This window comes from Acinetobacter sp. V116_7 (genome assembly GCF_056735735.1).
The window spans coordinates 192058-210827 of the sequence record NZ_JBWZIF010000027.1 but is presented as its reverse complement, the minus strand read 5'-3'; the positions used below and the strand labels follow the sequence as shown (position 1 = coordinate 210827).

18 protein-coding genes are annotated in these 18770 nt (G+C 38.6%); 10 read left to right on the top strand and 8 right to left on the bottom strand.

Going from position 1 to position 18770, the window contains the following annotated elements:
* The first annotated feature begins 5 nt into the window (after positions 1-5).
* The 4 genes from rubA to oxyR all read left to right on the top strand — a co-directional run bounded on the left by rubA (position 6) and on the right by oxyR (position 3358).
* Complete coding sequence (gene rubA, locus AC1PJP_RS13565) at positions 6-170, top strand: rubredoxin RubA (protein WP_000760495.1); 165 nt, start codon at positions 6-8, stop codon at positions 168-170.
* Between the two features lie 94 nt (positions 171-264).
* A complete protein-coding gene (gene rubB, locus AC1PJP_RS13560; protein ID WP_447501046.1) occupies positions 265-1446 on the top strand; it encodes a rubredoxin reductase RubB in 1182 nt (393 codons plus the stop codon).
* 52 nt (positions 1447-1498) lie between these two features.
* Entirely contained in the window at positions 1499-2443 is a 945-nt protein-coding gene (gene estB, locus AC1PJP_RS13555) for an esterase EstB (RefSeq protein WP_005303349.1), read from the top strand.
* Between the two features lie 6 nt (positions 2444-2449).
* Complete coding sequence (gene oxyR / locus AC1PJP_RS13550) at positions 2450-3358, top strand: LysR family transcriptional regulator OxyR (protein WP_004793979.1); 909 nt, start codon at positions 2450-2452, stop codon at positions 3356-3358.
* A gap of 30 nt (positions 3359-3388) precedes the next feature.
* Here oxyR and AC1PJP_RS13545 read toward each other — a convergent pair whose 3' ends face one another.
* Positions 3389-3979 carry an SPOR domain-containing protein gene (locus AC1PJP_RS13545; protein ID WP_250375791.1) on the bottom strand — a complete coding sequence of 197 codons (591 nt, stop codon included), beginning with the start codon at positions 3977-3979 and terminating at the stop codon, positions 3389-3391.
* Between the two features lie 57 nt (positions 3980-4036).
* Here AC1PJP_RS13545 and AC1PJP_RS13540 point away from each other — a divergent pair, with 57 nt between their 5' ends.
* Entirely contained in the window at positions 4037-4165 is a 129-nt protein-coding gene (locus AC1PJP_RS13540) for a hypothetical protein (protein WP_081399186.1), read from the top strand.
* Positions 4166-4224: 59 nt separating this feature from the next.
* Here the strand turns inward: AC1PJP_RS13540 and ppk1 are convergent, their stop codons facing one another.
* Both ppk1 and mtgA read right to left on the bottom strand, forming a co-directional pair.
* A complete protein-coding gene (gene ppk1 / locus AC1PJP_RS13535) occupies positions 4225-6306 on the bottom strand; it encodes a polyphosphate kinase 1 (RefSeq protein WP_005303345.1) in 2082 nt (693 codons plus the stop codon).
* 105 nt (positions 6307-6411) lie between these two features.
* Entirely contained in the window at positions 6412-7089 is a 678-nt protein-coding gene (mtgA, locus tag AC1PJP_RS13530) for a monofunctional biosynthetic peptidoglycan transglycosylase (RefSeq protein ID WP_004793982.1), read from the bottom strand.
* A gap of 76 nt (positions 7090-7165) precedes the next feature.
* Here mtgA and AC1PJP_RS13525 point away from each other — a divergent pair, with 76 nt between their 5' ends.
* Positions 7166-7975, top strand: coding sequence for a rhomboid family intramembrane serine protease (locus tag AC1PJP_RS13525; protein ID WP_107881116.1), 810 nt, complete (start codon positions 7166-7168; stop codon positions 7973-7975).
* A gap of 1 nt (position 7976) precedes the next feature.
* Here AC1PJP_RS13525 and AC1PJP_RS13520 read toward each other — a convergent pair whose 3' ends face one another.
* Positions 7977-10436 carry an ABC transporter permease gene (locus AC1PJP_RS13520; protein WP_479767260.1) on the bottom strand — a complete coding sequence of 820 codons (2460 nt, stop codon included), beginning with the start codon at positions 10434-10436 and terminating at the stop codon, positions 7977-7979.
* 3 nt (positions 10437-10439) lie between these two features.
* Entirely contained in the window at positions 10440-11132 is a 693-nt protein-coding gene (locus tag AC1PJP_RS13515; protein WP_151766855.1) for an ABC transporter ATP-binding protein, read from the bottom strand.
* Positions 11133-11176: 44 nt separating this feature from the next.
* Here AC1PJP_RS13515 and AC1PJP_RS13510 point away from each other — a divergent pair, with 44 nt between their 5' ends.
* Positions 11177-11800 (top strand): arylesterase, encoded by a 624-nt coding sequence (locus tag AC1PJP_RS13510; protein ID WP_479767258.1) that lies wholly within the window; start codon positions 11177-11179, stop codon positions 11798-11800.
* Positions 11801-11835: 35 nt separating this feature from the next.
* On the opposite strand, the gene AC1PJP_RS13505 is transcribed toward AC1PJP_RS13510, so the two are convergent.
* Positions 11836-12450 (bottom strand): carbonic anhydrase, encoded by a 615-nt coding sequence (locus AC1PJP_RS13505; RefSeq protein ID WP_004793989.1) that lies wholly within the window; start codon positions 12448-12450, stop codon positions 11836-11838.
* Between the two features lie 285 nt (positions 12451-12735).
* Between AC1PJP_RS13505 and AC1PJP_RS13500 the strand changes: the two genes are divergently transcribed.
* Both AC1PJP_RS13500 and AC1PJP_RS13495 read left to right on the top strand, forming a co-directional pair.
* The gene (locus tag AC1PJP_RS13500) at positions 12736-13761 is read left to right on the top strand and encodes an alpha/beta fold hydrolase (RefSeq protein ID WP_479767256.1); all 1026 of its coding nucleotides are present in this window, start codon (positions 12736-12738) and stop codon (positions 13759-13761) included.
* Between the two features lie 26 nt (positions 13762-13787).
* Positions 13788-14795, top strand: a complete 1008-nt coding sequence (locus AC1PJP_RS13495; RefSeq protein WP_440206865.1) for a hypothetical protein — start codon at positions 13788-13790, stop codon at positions 14793-14795.
* 23 nt (positions 14796-14818) lie between these two features.
* Here AC1PJP_RS13495 and AC1PJP_RS13490 read toward each other — a convergent pair whose 3' ends face one another.
* Together AC1PJP_RS13490 and nfuA are read right to left on the bottom strand one after the other, a co-directional pair.
* Complete coding sequence (locus tag AC1PJP_RS13490) at positions 14819-17083, bottom strand: TonB-dependent siderophore receptor (RefSeq protein ID WP_174746255.1); 2265 nt, start codon at positions 17081-17083, stop codon at positions 14819-14821.
* 169 nt (positions 17084-17252) lie between these two features.
* The gene (gene nfuA / locus AC1PJP_RS13485; protein ID WP_005303330.1) at positions 17253-17891 is read right to left on the bottom strand and encodes a Fe-S biogenesis protein NfuA; all 639 of its coding nucleotides are present in this window, start codon (positions 17889-17891) and stop codon (positions 17253-17255) included.
* 157 nt (positions 17892-18048) lie between these two features.
* Here nfuA and AC1PJP_RS13480 point away from each other — a divergent pair, with 157 nt between their 5' ends.
* Positions 18049-18666 (top strand): rhomboid family intramembrane serine protease, encoded by a 618-nt coding sequence (locus tag AC1PJP_RS13480; protein ID WP_013198625.1) that lies wholly within the window; start codon positions 18049-18051, stop codon positions 18664-18666.
* Positions 18667-18770: the final 104 nt, after the last annotated feature.

The following is an 18770-nucleotide window of genomic DNA, read 5'->3' as shown; positions in this document are numbered from 1 at the left end:
GTCTCATGAAAAAATATCAATGTATCGTTTGTGGATGGATTTATGACGAAGCGGAAGGTTGGCCACAAGACGGCATTGCAGCTGGAACAAAATGGGAAGATATTCCTGATGACTGGACTTGCCCTGATTGCGGCGTTTCAAAAGCTGACTTCGAAATGATCGAAATCTAAGAGCGTAAAGTAAAAGGCCATGATTGACATGGTCTTTTTTACGAATATTACCAATCACCGTATTAAATAAATAATTCTAACTCTGGAGAAAAAAATGCATCCTATCGTCATTATCGGATCAGGCATGGCGGGTTATACCTTGGCACGTGAGTTCCGTAAGCTTAGCCCAGAGCAAGAACTTGTGATGATTTGTGCGGATGATGCAGTGAACTATGCAAAGCCAACATTATCAAATGCATTTGCAGGTAAAAAAGCACCAGAACAAATTCCTTTAGGTGATGCGGCTAAAATGGGTACTCAACTCAATATGCGTATTGAGCCTTTTACTTTTGTAAAAGAGATTTTAGCTGAAGAGCATGAACTTGTTCTAGAAAGGGATGGTGTAACGTCAAAGCAACCCTATTCAAAACTGATTTTAGCCGTAGGTGCTAACCCAATTCGCCTTGCAATTGCAGGTGATGGTAGCGATGACATTCATGTCGTGAACTCATTGATTGATTACCGCGCTTTCCGTGAAAATCTGGCTCAGCGTAAAGATAAACGTGTTGTTATTTTAGGTGCTGGTTTAATTGGTTGTGAATTTGCCAACGACTTACTGCATAGTGAATATGACATCACTGTGATTGATTTGGCTCCTCAACCATTAGGCCGTTTACTTCCAGGACATATTGCTTCTGCTTTCCAGCAAAATCTTGAGGAAGCTGGAGTAAAATTTGCACTTGGAACCACGGTTGAAAAAGTAAGTAAAATTAATAATGGCGAAGACTATGCGATAACACTCGCAAACGGACAAACATTGGTTGCGGACCTTGTTCTTTCTGCGATTGGTTTACAGCCAAATATTTCACTTGCTAAAAGTGCAGATATTCAAACGAGCCGTGGAATTATTACCAATGGCTTACTGGAAACAAATCAAGCAGACATCTACGCAATTGGGGATTGCGCAGAGGTAAACGGTACTTTACTTCCATATGTAATGCCGATTATGCAACAGGCTCGTGCTCTCGCTAAAACACTCAGCGGACAACAAACTGCTGTGCACTACCCTGCTATGCCAGTGGCAGTAAAAACACCAGCCGCTCCACTTACAGTTTTGCCAGCTCCGGTTGATGTAGAAGTGAACTGGGAAACAGAAGAGTTCGACGATGGTATGCTTGCCAAAGCAATTGACAATGAAGGAACATTGCGTGGTTTTGTATTGTTAGGTGCAACCGCAGGTAAACAACGCTTAACTTTAACAAAGCTTGTTCCAGATCTTATTCCAGCCCAAGCATAAGGTTTGTATCAGGAATACTCGTTAGAGAGTATTCCTTTAAGGAATGAATAACATGAATAGCGCCTTACAGTTTAACATTTCACCGTATACATCTTTCATGCAAGAAACCAAAGTCAACTTAGGCAATGGAATTGAGTTGCATGTAGAAGTCGGTGGAAAGCCAGAGCATCCAACCATTTTGCTGATTATGGGTCTTGGCGCCCAAATGCTTTTTTGGCCAGATTTTTTCTGTAAATCGCTGATTGATCAAGGATTTCGTGTTATTCGTTTTGATAACCGTGATATTGGCCTTTCTTCAAAAGTACGTCACGAAGGTAAACGCTTAAATACTGTCAAATTGATGGGCCGCTTTGCACTTGGACTCGCTAATCAGGGTGCACCTTATACGCTGCATGATATGGCAGATGATGTATCGATGCTGATTGATCGTTTAGGCGTGAACAAAGCGCATGTAATTGGTGCATCAATGGGTGGGATGATTGCTCAAATTCTTGCAGCAAAATATCCAGAAAAGGTTGAGAAGTTAGGGCTTATGTTTACAAGCAATAACCAGCCTTTTCTACCACCTCCTTTTCCGAAACAACTTTTGAGTTTAATTGGTAAACCCGAGACACGTGACGAAGAAGGTATTGTTAATCATAGTTTAAAACTATTTCAATTGATTGGTTCACCTGGTTATATCAACCAGATTGAAGCAATACAAACAGCGCGTAAGCTTTATCAACGTAGCTACTATCCTGCTGGTGTACTTCAACAGTTTTTAGCAATATTATGTACAGGCTCTTTACTACAACTCGACCGTGAAATTAAGCAACCCGCTTTAGTCCTACATGGCTCTCGCGATCGCTTACTTCCGCCTAGCCACGGTAAGGCTGTAGCAAAAGCAATTTCCGGTGCTAAGTTTGAATTAATTGATGGAATGGGGCATGATATCCCTGCACATTTTATTCCACAGCTTAGCGGTTTATTTGCGCATCATTTTAAATCATCAGACTAGGACACTATGGCTGCATTACCCTCATTAAGACAGCTATCATATTTAGTTACGTTGTCGGAAACTTTGCATTTTACTGAAGCAGCACGCCGCTCTTTTGTCACTCAATCGACTTTATCAGGCGGCATCATGGAGCTTGAACGGTTATTAGGTGGCGTTTTGGTAGAACGTGATCGCCAGAATGTGCGTTTAACACCTTTAGGTGAACAAGTCGTTGCTCGCGCCCGTGTACTACTAGCAGATGCTCAAGATTTAATGCGTTTGAGCCGTGAAATGAGTGAGCCGTTAACGGGTGATTTGCATTTGGGTGTTATTCCAACAATTGCACCTTTTATCCTGACACGGTTACTTGATGAAGTGCATCAGCAGTTGCCTAAAATTCAGCTGCATTTGCATGAAGCACAAAGTGAAAAAATTGTAGAGCGTTTAGAACACGGTAATCTAGACATGATCGTTCTTGCTCTACCGTTTGACACTAGAGGCCTAAAAGTCGCTGAAATTTCGAAAGAAAATTTGTACCTTGTATGTAGTAAACAAGATACAAATGCTCTTCAAGCAAACTCTCTAGATGATCTTGATTTATCAAGATTAATTTTGCTTGAAGAAGGTCACTGTTTACGTGACCACGTTTTAAGTGCATGCCCTATCGGTGAGCGTAAAAACGACAACCGTTTAAAAGCAAGTTCTTTACCAACGTTAGTTGAAATGGTTTCTTCTGATTTAGGCTTTACGCTTTTACCAGAAATTGCAATTGAAAATAGTATGATCAAGTTTAATGATCAGATTACTGCAAAACCAATTGAAGATGCTCCGAGCCGTACTTTAGCTTTAGTGACTCGTAAAAGTACACCATTGCAAAGTGAGTTCGATGTATTACTGCAAATTATGCAGAAAATCACGACAAGAATACATGAATAAAAAAAAGGAGTCTTCGGACTCCTTTTTATTTTATTGCGGCGTTAAGGATGCCCACTTAAACACCCAAGCAGATGGCATATTCAAACTATTATCAGCAATAATTTTTTCTCTAATAATTTGTGCAATGGCATAGTCATTTGCAGGGTCTACCATGACCCGTATGCCTTTAGTCGTTGCACTGGTTACAACCTTGTACCCTTTTGCTTCTAATTGAGACTGAACCGTATTTGCCTTATTTTGATTAGATGCTAGCGCAACTTGTACCATCCATTTCTTTTCACCATTTTCCAAGATTTCTTTAGCGACAGCTGCATCAAGTTGCTTTTTACTGTCATAATTTTTCTTTTCTTCTACTTTCTTGGTGTGGACATCTTCAACTTTCTTTTGGGTTAAAAACTCATCTTGTTTTGGTTTTCTCTTTTGGATGATTATTTTTTTATTTTTCTCTCCACTTTTGTTAGCTTTATCATTAGAAGGATTTACAAAATAAGGATATATCGCTTGATCATCAAATCTTTGAAAGACGATGATATCTCCATAACACTTCTGATCTGCGTAAGCGGTCACTGGTATTATCCCCAAAAGTATTTTAATAAGTAAACTTCTAATAAAGCATTGCATCTTATTCATTTACCAAAGTTAAGTATATTTAATGCGGCGTATTAAAGTAGATTTCTCGTGATTTGTATATTTTTAAAATTCAATGTTTTATGTAAAAAATCACATATTTTCAAAACATATTGCAGTGCTTCAAATTATTATCGTTTATCCAGCAACCATTTAGAAAAACTAACTAAATTACTTTGAATTTCAGTCAATTAAAAAAGCCGACAAAATGTCGGCTTTTATTTAGTCTTGAAAGTTCATTATTTAATGATTTCCAATAATGCCCTTTGAGCATTATGCAATTTTTCACCCTCTGCTGGCTCAGCACGAATCCAAGTACCATCCCCTTGTAGCAGCCAAGCCTGTTGATTATCTTGTAAGTAATTTACCAAACCTTGTTGATAGATACGTTTTTTCAATGCAGGGTCTTCAACAGGGAAACACGCTTCAACACGATTAAATAAATTACGGTCCATCCAGTCTGCACTTGAACAGTAAATACGTGCATCGCCATTATTACTGAAGTAATAAACACGAGTATGTTCAAGGAAACGTCCTACAATTGAACGCACTCGAATATTCTCTGACAGGTTCGGCAAACCAGGCCGTAAGCAGCAAATCGAACGGATAATCAGGTCAATTTGAACACCCGCCTGAGAAGCTTCATACAATTTATTGATTAACTGGACTTCGGTTAATGCATTTACTTTAACAATGATCTGAGCTTTACGGCCTGCTTTAGCATTGGCAATTTCTTCATCAATAAAGTTAATGAGCTGAGCATGTAGGGTAAACGGTGCATGTAATAGCTTTTTCAATTTCGCCATTTTGCCCATGCCAGTCAACTCTTGGAATATACGGTGTACGTCTTCACACAGATCCTTATCTGTGGTCATGAGACCATAATCGGTATAAATTCGGGCATTCATCGCATGGTAGTTACCCGTTCCTAAATGAACGTAACGCACCAATTTATTATTTTCACGGCGCACGACCATAATCATTTTGGCGTGAGTTTTATAACCTACAATACCGTAAACAACGACTGCTCCAGCTTCTTGTAAAACGTTTGCTACTTCAATATTTGATTCTTCATCAAAGCGAGCACGTAATTCAATAACGGCAATGACTTCTTTTCCATTACGCGCCGCTTCTGCCAAAATTTGCACAATCTCAGAATCAGCACCACTACGATATAACGTCTGCTTAATTGCTAATACTTGCGGATCGCGAGCAGCTTCGCGAAGTAGCTGAATTACAGGAGCAAAAGATTCAAACGGATGATGCAGTAAAATATCTTGCTTCTGCATTGCCGAGAAAATACTCTCGGTCTTTTTAAACACTTTAGGCACAACTGGCGTATGCGAATCATAACGCAAATGAGGACGTTTAAAGTTTGAAACCAGACGAGCTAAATTTACCGGACCATCAACTTTATATAATTGCTCATCGGTTAAATCGAACTCTTCAAGTAAGTACTCATAAATATGCTGTGGGCAGTTATGGGTTACTTCCAAGCGAACTGCACGACCAAAACGTCGAGAACTTAATTCACCTTTTAATGCTTTAGCTAAGTCTTCAACATCTTCATTCAGTGCCAAATCTGCATTACGTGTAACACGGAATTGGTAACAACCAGTTGCTGTCATTCCAGGGAATAAATCAGACACATGTTCATGGATAATTGCAGATAACATCACATGATGTTCTTTACCACCTGTTAATTCGTCTGGTAGGCGTACAACGCGTGGTAATGAACGTGGTGCAGGCACAACAGCCAAATCAATTTGACGACCAAAAGCATCTTTACCTTCAAGCGTAATAATGAAGTTCAAGCTTTTATTAACAAGTCGAGGAAACGGATGTGCTGGATCTAGACTAATTGGGGTTAATACAGGTGCAACTTGTTCCTGAAAATATTTTTTCACCCAAGCAGATTGAGCTGGAGTTAACTCACCACGACGTAGGAAGCAAATGTCTTCTTCACGTAGTTTAGGTAAGATTTCCTCATTTAAAATTCGATATTGACGCTCAATCGCAGCATGAGCAGTTTCAGAGATTTTTTGTAAAACCTGCCTTGGGGTAAGACCATCAGGGCTACGACTTTCATTGCCTAGAGAAAATTGTTCCATCACTCCCGCAACTCGAATTTCAAAGAACTCATCGAGATTACGCGAAAAAATGAGCAAGAAATTCATTCGCTCAAGTAATGGATGTAAAGGGTCTACCGCTTGCTCCAATACACGCAAATGGAAGTCAAGAATAGACAATTCACGATTTATATAACGGTCATTATAACTGTATTCTATGGGGTTCGTTGTTGCTGTAATCGCTGTATTCATGTCTAACTCTATTCTCTATCCAGCCAAAATCTCTATAAACCAGTATGCTGCAAAAATATGACAATTTGGTAAAAACTAAAAAATTTACACATCTTTAAAACAGCTTTATTCAGGAATCTGGGTGCTATTCATATAACGTAAAATAACGCGTTTTCTATATTGTAGTTTATGATCGTTACGGTGATCTTGATAATATTTCGGATCAGGCAATAATGCGGCTAAGAAAGCGGCTTGTTCACGCGTTAAGCTTTTAGCACTTTTACCATAATAATGATGAGCGGCTGCTTCAACACCGTACAAATTTTTTCCAAATTCAACTGAGTTCATATACACCTCAAGAATTCGGCGTTTTGACCACATCCGCTCCATCATCCAAGTCGCGACCGTTTCTTGTCCCTTACGAATAAATGAACGTTTGTTGTATAAAAACAAGTTCTTTGCAAGCTGTTGAGACACGGTAGAACCACCCGCAACTACTTCACCCTCTTCATTATTTCGCTCAAGGGCAAAACGGATACCTTGCCAGTCAAAACCATGATGATGGATAAATTTTGCGTCTTCGCCCGCTAAAATTGCATGTTTAAAATTATCGCTAATATCATCATAGTCAAGCCACTGATGGACAATTGGCTCTGATGTATCAGACCAATAATCAATTCGCATGAACATGGTCGTATCCACTTCATGTGTCCGCCACCAGACTAAACTCGAAAAAATCCAAAGTTGAATAAGGAGAATCGCCCCAATAAAAATTAACAACACGCGAACAATAAAAGCTTTCATGTTCGTCCTGATCTCCTGTATTCAACTTTTTTCATGTTAAGCTGTAAAGCATGTTCATATATAACAAAAGCATAGCATGACTCAATATCAGCCTCCGCACATTAATCGTAAACTCAATGTACAAACTTGGTGGCTGACCGCCCTGCTCATCGCAATCAATGTAGGTTTGTTTGTCTGGCAAATTCTATCTGGTGTCGATATTAGTGACCCAGCCATGAAAGATGCCATTCATTGGGGAGCTGATTTTACACCACTTACTTTTTCTGGGCAGCCTGAACGTCTATTTACCAGCATGTTTTTTCATTTTGGTTTAGTCCATCTCATGCTCAATATGTGGGCCTTATATATTTTCGGTAATGTTGCCGAGTCACTATTTGGTCGCTTCTATTTTATAGGCATGTATTTACTTGCTGGTTTATTCGGTAGTCTTTTAAGTAGTTATATGACCATTCAAAATGGACATGAATTACTGCAACATTTTGACCAGAGCTTACTTCCTCATGTCAGTGCAGGTGCTTCAGGCGCCGTAATGGGATTAGGTGCTGCGTTAACAGTACTTTCCTTATTTCCACCACTTCCGCATCAAGCCTACATACTCGATAAAAAAGCATTATTAATGATTATGGCAATCAACCTTATTTTTGGTTTTGTCGCAACTGGTATTAATAATGCCGCACATATTGGCGGCATGGTTATTGGGGCATTTCTTGCACTGATGTGGTACTTAAGCTACGTCAGTAAGTTTAAAAGTGTGCTCAAGATTTTAGGCTTGTTAGGCGCAGTAATCATTACGGGTGGTTTTTATATGTACTGTGTACAACTCAACTCACCTTTACTTCCGCTATGGCATGAAATCATCATCCAAAATCCTGGAATTATCCCTTAAGTTAAAGCTGATTTAATTCTCTTAAGCTTTGTAAAGGTGGTAAGTTGCAAAGATAACCGAGTCGATAACGACCAATCAATGCACAAAGCAGCATCATGCCAAGAGGTAAAATCAGCCATATTTCAAAATGCCACTGTATTGCCATATTCATTTTATAACTAGCAATCGCACTAATCACCTCCGCAAAACAGCAGGCAACTATGCCTGCTAACAGACCAAGGAATCCAATCTCAAAACTGAGCATTTGCTTCATTTTATTTTTAGATAAACCAAATGAGCGTAGTAAAGCAACCTCACGGCGTCGCTCGTCCATTAATAGGTTTAAACATGCAATCAGTACCAATACGCCTGAAAAACCGACCAACGCTGCCAGTACAGTCACTATTTTGACCAAGACATTCATTAAGCGTTTTACTTCATCTAAAATTCGATCAACATCAATAAATACTGTATTTGAGAACTGCTGAATAATATTGATCATTTTAGGTTGATCTTGCTTAGGTACATAGAAACTACCTAAATAACTTCCAGCATTTTCATCTAAGGTTTTAGGGGAAAAAATAAAGAAAAAGTTAGGGCTAAAGCTTTCCCACTCTACACTCCGGAAATTCACAACTTTGGCTTGTAATGTACCTTCAGGCAAGCTAAAGGTCAGCTTGTCTCTAATTTGGATTCCTAAACTTTCGGCAGTTTTACTTTCAACTGAAACTTGCCCAATGCCATTAAACTGAGCTTGTCCTTTTGTAATTGCGTTGTCATTCGGTAATTGATTTGATTGCGTTAAATTCAATTCACGGCGCAAAGAGTTATTTTGTTTTATGGCTTCTTCTGAAAAAGGTACATCATTTTTTGCTACTAGTCGGCCTCGGATATTTGGATAGAGCGGCGTGCTTTGCCAACCATGTAGCTTTAATTGCTGCTCAAAAGGTTTTAAATCGAATGGAGGTAAACCATATACAAATTGATTCGGGGTTCCTTCAGGAAGCTGTTGCTGCCAACGCTGTAATAAATCTGTTCTTAATACGCTTAATACAGTAATGAGGCTTAAGCCTAACGCTAATGCGGTAATTTGTAAGGCACTTTGCGAGGGCGAACGAATATAAAAAGACAAACGATTTTTCATCTTTTTTAAACTACGAAGTAAAAGCCAAACAACGGTATACAGCAAAATACAAAGAACAATAATCGCAGCCAAAACCACAATGCTGAGCATCAAGTTTTCACTCAACACCAAACTAAAAACAATCAGACTGCTAATGCCAGCAAAAAACATAAAGAATAAAGATTTACGAGATTTGGCTTCTTCGCGAATCACCCGAATTGGAGGTGTATTTAAAAGCTCCCAAATGCTTGGCAAAATAAAACCGAGCAGCACAATCACACTCGTAAAAATAGCGATTGGTAAAGGCCCAAGTAAAAGTGGTATTAGCGAAAAATTTAACTCTAATTGAGGAATCAATTGCAGCATAAGTTGCAGCAGGCCATACCCCATGACTAAACCTAATAGGCTTCCCATCACAATTGAAATCGCACTGACAATACAAAGCAATCCAATATAGGCCCATAAAATTTGGAACTTACTGGCTCCTAAGCATCTGAGAAGTGCAATATGATCTTGGTTTTGCTGAACATATCTTTGACTCGTTAAAGCGATGGCAATCCCACACAACAAAATCGTTAAAATATTGGCTAATTGCAAAAAGGTATCTAGGTTTTCAAGCGGGCGTAATAACCGACTATTTGATTCACTCGCATCACGTAAACGTAGACCCGCCGCTTCATCTGCTTCTTTAGAAGGTTGATGCTGTTGCTTAAATTGCTTACTAAACCTCTGAATTTGTTCAGGTTGACCAGACATTAACAGTCGATAATCGATTCTACTGCCAGTTTGAATTGCATGAGTTTTAGCAATATCGGCTTGATGAATAATCACGGTAGGTGAAAAGCCTGAAAAACCGAGCTCTTGATTTGAATCACGCACAATCACGCCGCTAAAACGGAAGGTACCGTCAGCAATAGAAACAATATCTCCTCTTTTTACTTTTAATAAATCCGCTGCTCTTTGGCTTAGCCAGACTTCACCAGATTGAATCGCTTGAGTTTTTGGCGCAATTTCAAGCTGTCCTCTGAGTGGAAATGCAGGTTCTATCGCTTTTACATTGACCATGACAAACTGATCTTGTGTATGAGCCATAGAACTAAATAGAGTGACATTGGTTTGCTTTAAACCAAGCTGCTCTGCTCTTTGTTTCCACGGCTGTTCGATAGGCTCGTTATTCGACAGAACTAAATCTGCACCCAGCATTTGCGAAGCTTGCAGACTGACTGCATTTTTAACTTGGTCATTACTAAATTTCAGGGCTGTGGTTGCACTAATCGCAAGCGATAGAGCAATAATGAGTAGATATAATCCACCCGTACGAAAACTTTGTAGCAAAAGTGGTTTTAGAAGATTACGCATAATTTAACCACCCTGTACTATCTTTAGTCGGCCATCATCTAACTCAACATGACGCTGACAAAGAGCGGCCAAATTACGATCATGAGTCACTAAGATCAGAGTCGTACCTAACTCTCGGTTTAAATCAAAGAGCAAACTTTCAATTTCTTGTGCTGTCTGGCCATCTAAGTTTCCTGTCGGTTCATCTGCAAAAATAATTTGTGGTTCTGCAATAAGAGCTCGTGCAATCGCTACACGTTGTTGCTCCCCTCCAGATAAGACTTTAGGTGTTTGTTCAACTTGACGACTAAGACCTACTCGATGCAACCAATCTAAAGCTTTTTTCTCTGCGGTTTTATAATCAAAATCTTTACGTAACCGTAAAGGTAACATCACATTTTCAAGCGCACTCAACTGAGGTAAAAGTTGAAAAGACTGAAATACGAAACCAATATGCTGCATTCTGATTTGGGCGCGTTGCTCCTCTGTTAGCTGATGAACAGCTTGACCGCACAACCAGACTTCACCTTCAGATGGTTGATCTAAAGTTGCCAAAATTCCCAATAATGTTGATTTACCTGAGCCAGAACGCCCAGTAATTGCCACCTGCTCCCCTTCAAAAATCTCTAAATCGATATCTTTTAAAATCGTAAACTGATTTTGGTTAATCTGAATAGTTTGTGTAACTTGATGGGCAGCAATGATGGGTTGTGGCATGATGTAAAAAGTCCTATGTATTCAGAATCAGGGTCGAAGTACAAATGTATAAATCTTTTTTGATTGGTTCTAAAAGCATCATGCTCATCTCATTAAGTATGCTGCCTATGCTTGTATCGGCGAAAACTATTTTAATTTTAGGAGATAGTATTAGTGCCGGTTACGGAATTGATCCCAAACAAGGTTGGGTACAATTACTGCAAAAACGCTTAGACCAACAGTATCCCAAACAACACAAAGTGGTCAATGCAAGTGTTAGTGGAGAAACAACCAGCGGCGCTTTAGCCCGACTACCTAAGCTATTACAAACTTATAAGCCAAATGTGGTCGTGATTGAATTAGGTGGAAATGATGGCTTACGTGGTCAATCACCTCAAATGATTCAAAAAAATCTGGATCAGCTCATTCAATTAAGTCAGAAACAAAAAGCCCAAGTTATTCTTTTTGGCATGAAAATTCCGCCAAATTATGGGACTGCATATAGCAAAGCTTTTGAAAATAACTATAAAGTTGTCAGCCAAAAATATCAGGTGAAATTACTACCGTTTTTTCTTGATGGAGTCGCAGGTCAAAAACAGCTTATGCAAAATGACTTGATTCATCCCAATGCTCAAGCACAGTCAAAATTACTTAATTTAGCTTATCCATATATAAAAGGTGCCCTGTAGGCACCTTTTATCTTTAAGCATTATTTTTAATATAATCAGAAATCAAAAAAGGTTACTTCACCAGTTTCTAGCGAATATTCTGCACCAACAACAATCAACTCACCTTTCGCAATCAGGCTCTCCAATACAGCCGAACCATGACGTAATTGATTTACCGAAGCAAAAACGTTTGAACGTACCGCATGACATGAAAGTTTTTTCAAATCATTTTTTAAATCAGTCTGCATTAAAATTTCAACTGACGGACGAACACGGTTCACAATCGACATTAAGTTAGATGATGGCGGGTGATCAGGATTCATTAACGTATCAATTGTCGCCTGAATAGCGCCACAATGACTATGTCCTAATACAACAACAACTGGACAGTCATAGCGTTCTGCCGCGAACTCAACACTACCGACTTGTGAAGGAGCAACCACATTACCAGCAACACGGATTACGAATAAGTCACCAAGACCTTGATCAAATACCATTTCTGCTGGAACACGTGAATCTGAACAACCTAATACAATCGCAAACGGATTTTGATCCTTTGCCATTTCAGCGCGTTCATGATGCGATAAGGTTTTTGCAAGGGAACTATTTCCATTTACAAATCGTTGATTACCAGCTTTCAGACGATCTAAAACTTCTTGCGCGGTAGGCATTTTATATTTCCATTGTTTTTTCAAGGTTGGAAATCATTTTAATGTGTCAAAATTTGAATGTCACTGACAAAAAATTAAATCATTTCCCATGAAAAAATTTAAAAATACGATCTCTATTTGAATGTAATTTTTATCGCAAATTCCTTACTGTTTAGCGAAAAAATAGACATACTTTGGTTCTCGGATTGACTATAATTTTTCTCCTTTTGATCATTTGGCAAATGACTCATTGGCAAAGTTTTTCAATAATTTTCAAACTCGCTTATGCCTCAAGGATGAAATCTTATGACGACGCTGTTTGTATCAACCAAAACAACCATAAAGAAAACAGCTATGGCACTTGCCTTGGCTTGTAGTCTTACAACAATAACAGGTGTTTTTCAGACGCAAGCAGCTGATACCATAGATATAAACTTTCAGAATATTTTACAGCAAGAGCGCAGTTGGGCAGGTTTACAAAGTAAAAGTTTAAAAGTTGGCGAGGTGACATGGTCATATAGTGAAGGTGGTTCTACGGCTAAACCGACATTGCTTCTTATTCATGGATTAGGAGGGAGTCGTGATAACTGGAACCGAGTTGCGCGTTATCTCACAGCAAATTATCACGTTATTATTCCGGACTTACCGGGTAGTGGTGAAACCATAGTTGCACAGGATTTCGACTACTCAGTACCCAATCTTGCCGAAAAGTTACGTCGATTTGTTGAAGCTGCCAATTTAAAAGGCCCAATTCATATTGCCGGCCACTCACTTGGTGGTTCGATTGCCCTACTCTATGCTGGACAATATCCATTTGAAACTAAAAGTCTATTCTTGGTTGATAGTGGCGGTATTTTCCGTTCTGCAAATACAATTTACCTAAAAGATCCAGCTTACTTAAAACAACTTTTAGTATCTAAAAAAGGTGACTTTAATTATTTGTTAAAGCAAACCATGTTTAATCCTCCATTTATTCCTAAAGAGTTCCTTCAAGCTCAAGAAAAGCTGATGATTAATCAGGCGCCTCAAACGCAAAAACTGGTTGATCAGCTTATTGCACTCAATAAAGTCTACACGCCAGATTCATTTGCAGTTCTTACCAAGACAATCGATGCACCAACACTGATTTTATGGGGTAAGCAAGATAAGATTATTAACGTAGAAGTAGCAAGTGAACTAAAACGACTTTTAAAGAATGCCCAACCTCCGGTTATTTTAGAGAATGTCGGCCATATGCCAATATTGGAAGCCGAGCAGCTAGTTATTCAACAATATGTACCGTTTTTACTTAAAGTAGAAACAAATCAGTCTGCAAAAATGACTACACCTTAAATAAAACTTCGGACTTGTGAGACCTTATGTCTACCCAACCGCTTATAGAAAAACTCATTGAAGCTCATCTTGATTTTTTAGATGAGGAATTTGCTCAGCCCCAAATCATTCAACAAGAATTTGAGCAATTTTATCATTGGTTGGGTAGTCGGCAACTACAACACCTCTGGACCTTTGAACAAATTCAGCAGCTGATTCAAAAGCAGATTTTAGAAACTCCTGCTTCTGATTTTCTGCTTGAACAAATTGCAGAACATATTCGCTTTGCACTTATTCATCCAGCCAATGAAAATACAACAATTGAAGATGTTATTCCTGTTTTAACAATTGATGGAATTGCACAATACGTTGCAAGTAAAGAAGAGCATCGTAAAAAAATCATTAAAACGATTGTGAATAATCCTGCATTTTCAGCACTCTTGACTCAACTGATTCAACAAACAATGCATGATTACTTAGATGAATCTATGTCAAAGCGTGTGCCGGGTGTAGGCCGTTTTATGAAAATGGGGAAATCTGTTCTAGAAACAGTGACTGATTCAAATCTAGACGATACGATTAATCATTATTTGCAAAAGAATATTTTAAAACTAAGTCAAATGAGTGAGCGCGTTTTAAACCAACATTTTGACAATGACAAGCTCTATCATTTTCAGGCAAATGTTTGGCATAAAGTTAAATCTATGCCACTTTCTGTTTTGAAAAACTATGTAGAAGTTCAAGATTTATCAAAGACTGTAGGTTTAGGACACGAGATTTGGGATCACATTCGTCAAACTGATTACCTGAAACAACAAGTCCATGATGGTATTTACACGTGGTATGTTCGAAATCAGGAACGTAATTTTGACTTGCTACTGCGTGATCTCAATATTAATGAAAGTTTGATACAACATGAACTGACTCAGTTGCTTGTGCCTGTATTACAGCAATTAGTTATAACGGGACATTTAAGACGTCGTGCTCGCGTGTATCTAGAGAAATTTTATTATTCTGAAAAAGCATTAGATATTTTAAATAATAAAGGCGCTTAAAGCGCCTTTATTATTTGTCTTGATTAGAAAGAATATTTTAAAGAAGCGTAATAAGCTCGACCTGGCTCATTGTAGGTTTGGCTGATCGAATTACTGTCTCTTAAAATTTGTTTATCAAACAAGTTACTTACGCCAACACGCGTACTTATATTATCTGAAATTTTATAACCAACATTAATACCAGCGGTGCTATAGCTTTTTACAGTACTTGGCTTAATTGCAGAATTTGTTCCACCTGAACCAATGCCCGATTCGAGTCTATTTTCAGCAAACTGGCGAGATTTTTGACGGCCATATTGAGTGAATACAAAATTCACATCTAACTGATCTGTAATGTCGTAATCAAAAATTGAGTTAATCGTATAATTTGGAACTAAAGATAATGGGTTACCCGTTTGCTTATCTTTCGAGTCCATCATATAAGTAAAGTTATTGGTCCAACGAATATCGCCAAAGTCTAACCCCAAACTTCCTTCAAAACCTTGAATTAATGCTTTAGGCGTATTTTCCCAGCGTAAGATATTCCACTTGGTATTGGTCACAGCTCCTGTATTTGCATTGGTGCTTGAACCATCAACTGTTCCGACAACATTTGTACCGGCCACAATCTTATCTTTATAGTCGTTACGGAACCAAGTTAAGCTCGCATTCACGATATCTTTTTGGAACTGGATACCGAGCTCTTTGTTTACCGAAGTTTCTGGTTTTAAATCACCATTACCTTGCAACAAGCAACGTGATTCAATATTAGCCGGACAACCATTGCCGTTCGTACTGAGTAAGTATCCTTCGGCATTTTGATACATGTTTGGCGCTTTATACGCTTTTGCTACCCCACCTTTTAAAGTGAAATAATCATTGAGTCTTTGAGTAATGTTTAAGCTTGGGCTCCAGTTAGAACCAGATTTGCTGTGATCATCGAAACGCAAACCTATTACGGCATCGGTGCTGTCGGTAAGTTTTAAGTTATCTTCGATATATGCAGAAGCAATACGTGATTCCATTTTACTGCGATTGCCTTTAGCTAATTGATCGCCGTAACCTGAACCGCTGCTGTCTGCTCCCTGATTTGTCGAAATATTATCTTTAAATCTGTCTTCAACCCATTCAGTACCGAGTGTTAATACGTGTGGTACATAATATTCAAAAGGAATATTGGCTTCACCATTTAACCGAAGAGTTTCTAAGCGTGAAGTGGCTTTGTCATCCAGATTATTAATTTTTCCTTCTGTGCTGCCGCCCAGACCTTCAGGAAGACGTTTATTGTGAGTTTTATCATATTGAGCAACTAACTTGCTTTTACCCCAAGACCAATCCCCTTCATGCGTTAATGCATAACTATCGCGGTACATGGTATTGGTTTCTTTACCAATAAGTTCCGAAAGAATCGCATCCGCTTCAGCATTTGCATTTAACTGAGAGTCACCAGAATAAATATTACCTTGTTTGCTAGAAGAGACATCAAGTAAGACAGTTTGTTGATCTGTTGCCTGCCAAGCTAAACGGCCTGAAATATCTTTATTTTTAACGCCTTCACGGCCAGCTGCGGTACTGCCTATTGATTTATTAATATCGACATCGTCAGCTTCTGTTTTATTGTAATTACCATATAAACGATAAGACAAAACGTCTTTAATCAATGGCCCACTTACGTTAAAGCCAACACGATTTGATGCACCTTCTTTAGAATCTTCGGGTTGTGAAGTATAAAACTCTACTGAGCCATGAGTTTCATTCGTCACTTTTTTAGTAATGATGTTAACCACACCACCTGCTGCACCCGAACCATAACGAGCTGCGGCTGGTCCGCGTAAAACTTCAATCGATTCGATTGCTTCTGCTGGAACCCAGTTTGAATCACCTCGTGTATCACGCTCTCCTTTCCAGCCATAACGAACTGAATTACGAGAGTTAATTGGTTTTCCATCCACTAAAATGAGCGTGTTTTCAGGCCCCATTCCACGAATATCAATTTGTCTATTATTACCACGCTGCCCCGTTGCACTATTGCCTGTTAAATTAACACCCGGCATACGGCGTACATAGTCAGAAATATCATTACGAACTGGTAGTTTTTCTAAATCTTCTTTGGTAATAACCGACACACCGAGCGATTGCTTCACTTGCTCTTCAGCAGTTACAAAAATTGTTTCCAATTTCACAGGTTCAGCAGGCTTTTCTAATGCTTGTTCAGCTTGTTCTTGCTCATTTTGTGCAGCATAAGCCATAGACATCATACTTGCCAGTACTGAAACAGAAAGCACTGACTGGATAATACGCTTCGACATAAGTATTCCCAATATATTGATTTATTAAACATCTCTCATTTTAAGTTCGGCATTGTAACAAATCTAAATAAAATTACAAATGATATTGATAATAATTATCATTATTTATATTGAATAATAAAAAAACCTCATTGCGAGGCTTTTTTATGTCACTTTTCAAATAATTTAATTATTTGAAATAAGCACCTTCTGCTTGCGTATGGTCAGTTTGGTCAACCACACGTTGGAGCTCAGGAATCTGCTCTTTTAAAGTAGTTTCAACGCCCTGTTTCAAGGTAACGTCAATTGCAGAACAACCTTGGCAACCACCACCAAATTTCAATACAGCAGTTAAACCATGTTCTGGGTCATCTTGTACTTCTACCAAGCTACAATTTCCGCCATGCCCTGCAAGGCCTGGGTTAATTTCTGCTTGAAGAATGTAAGTAATACGTTCTTCAATTGATGCATCTGGACCAACACGTGGAACCTTAGAATTTGGTGCACGGAAAGTGAGCTGACCACCAAAACGGTCCTTGTTGTAATCGATTACAGCATCTAAAAGATATGGAATAGATGGTGCATCAATATACGCAGGAAAATCAGGATAGTCCTGTTTATAATCTGTTGGGATCACTTCTTCTGGCGCACTATATGCCATACAGCATTCTGCACGTGGCGTACCCGGATGCTCAACAAAAATTCGAACGCCAATTCCCGGAGTATTTTGCTTCGTTAATAAATCGTGCAAATACTCTTGTGCAGATGGTGTAATCAAAAGGTTTGGAATTTCTTCTGCAACAGCAGTGTTGGTGTTCTCAGTCGACATAACAATATTCCTCAAGCTGATGCCTTTATATTAACCGAAGATGAGGTGGATTTAAAAAAAATCAACTAAATTTGTCGGATTTATACACAACAGGGTTTCAACTTAAGTTTTTAATGGCATTATTGAGCCAGTATTGATCATTTTTTAAATATTTCTTATGTTGCATTTGCCATTTAACCATACAGTTACTCTTATTATTATTACGGTCATTATCTCTTTAATTGCTTTTAGCAACCAAAACGTGATGAACCGGCTGATTTTTTGGCCGCCTGCAATGCAACGTGGACAGATTGATCGCTTCATTACCCATGGCTTTATCCATGCCGATGGAACACATCTACTTTTCAACATGATTACCCTGTTCTTCTTTGGCAGTATTATTGAAAGTTTTTATCGCCAATATTTCTACGACATGGGTTTTGTGTTGTTCTATTTAGGTGGCTTAATCTTCGCGATTTTACCAAGCTATTTACAGCATAAAAATGATGCGAATTGGGCCAGCCTAGGCGCCTCAGGTGCTGTTTCGGCAGTGTTATTTGCTTATATTCTATTTCAGCCGTGGAAGCTGATTTTCGTATTTTTTATTCCTGTGCCCGCTATTATTTTTGCAATTTTATATGTGGCATACAGTATTTGGGCTGGTAAGCGCGGTAATAGCCATATTAACCATAGTGCTCATTTATGGGGTGCGGCTTACGGAATCATCGTAACAATTTTACTTGAACCAAAAGTTATTCCGCATTTCTTAGACCAACTGACTCGCCTTCCTTTCTAAACAAAATAAATTAAAGAAAGGCCCTTTGTGGGCTTTTCTTTTTTTCTCATTAATTTATCACTATAAATTCTCAGTCTTTTTTCTGATTATCTTTGATCATTTCT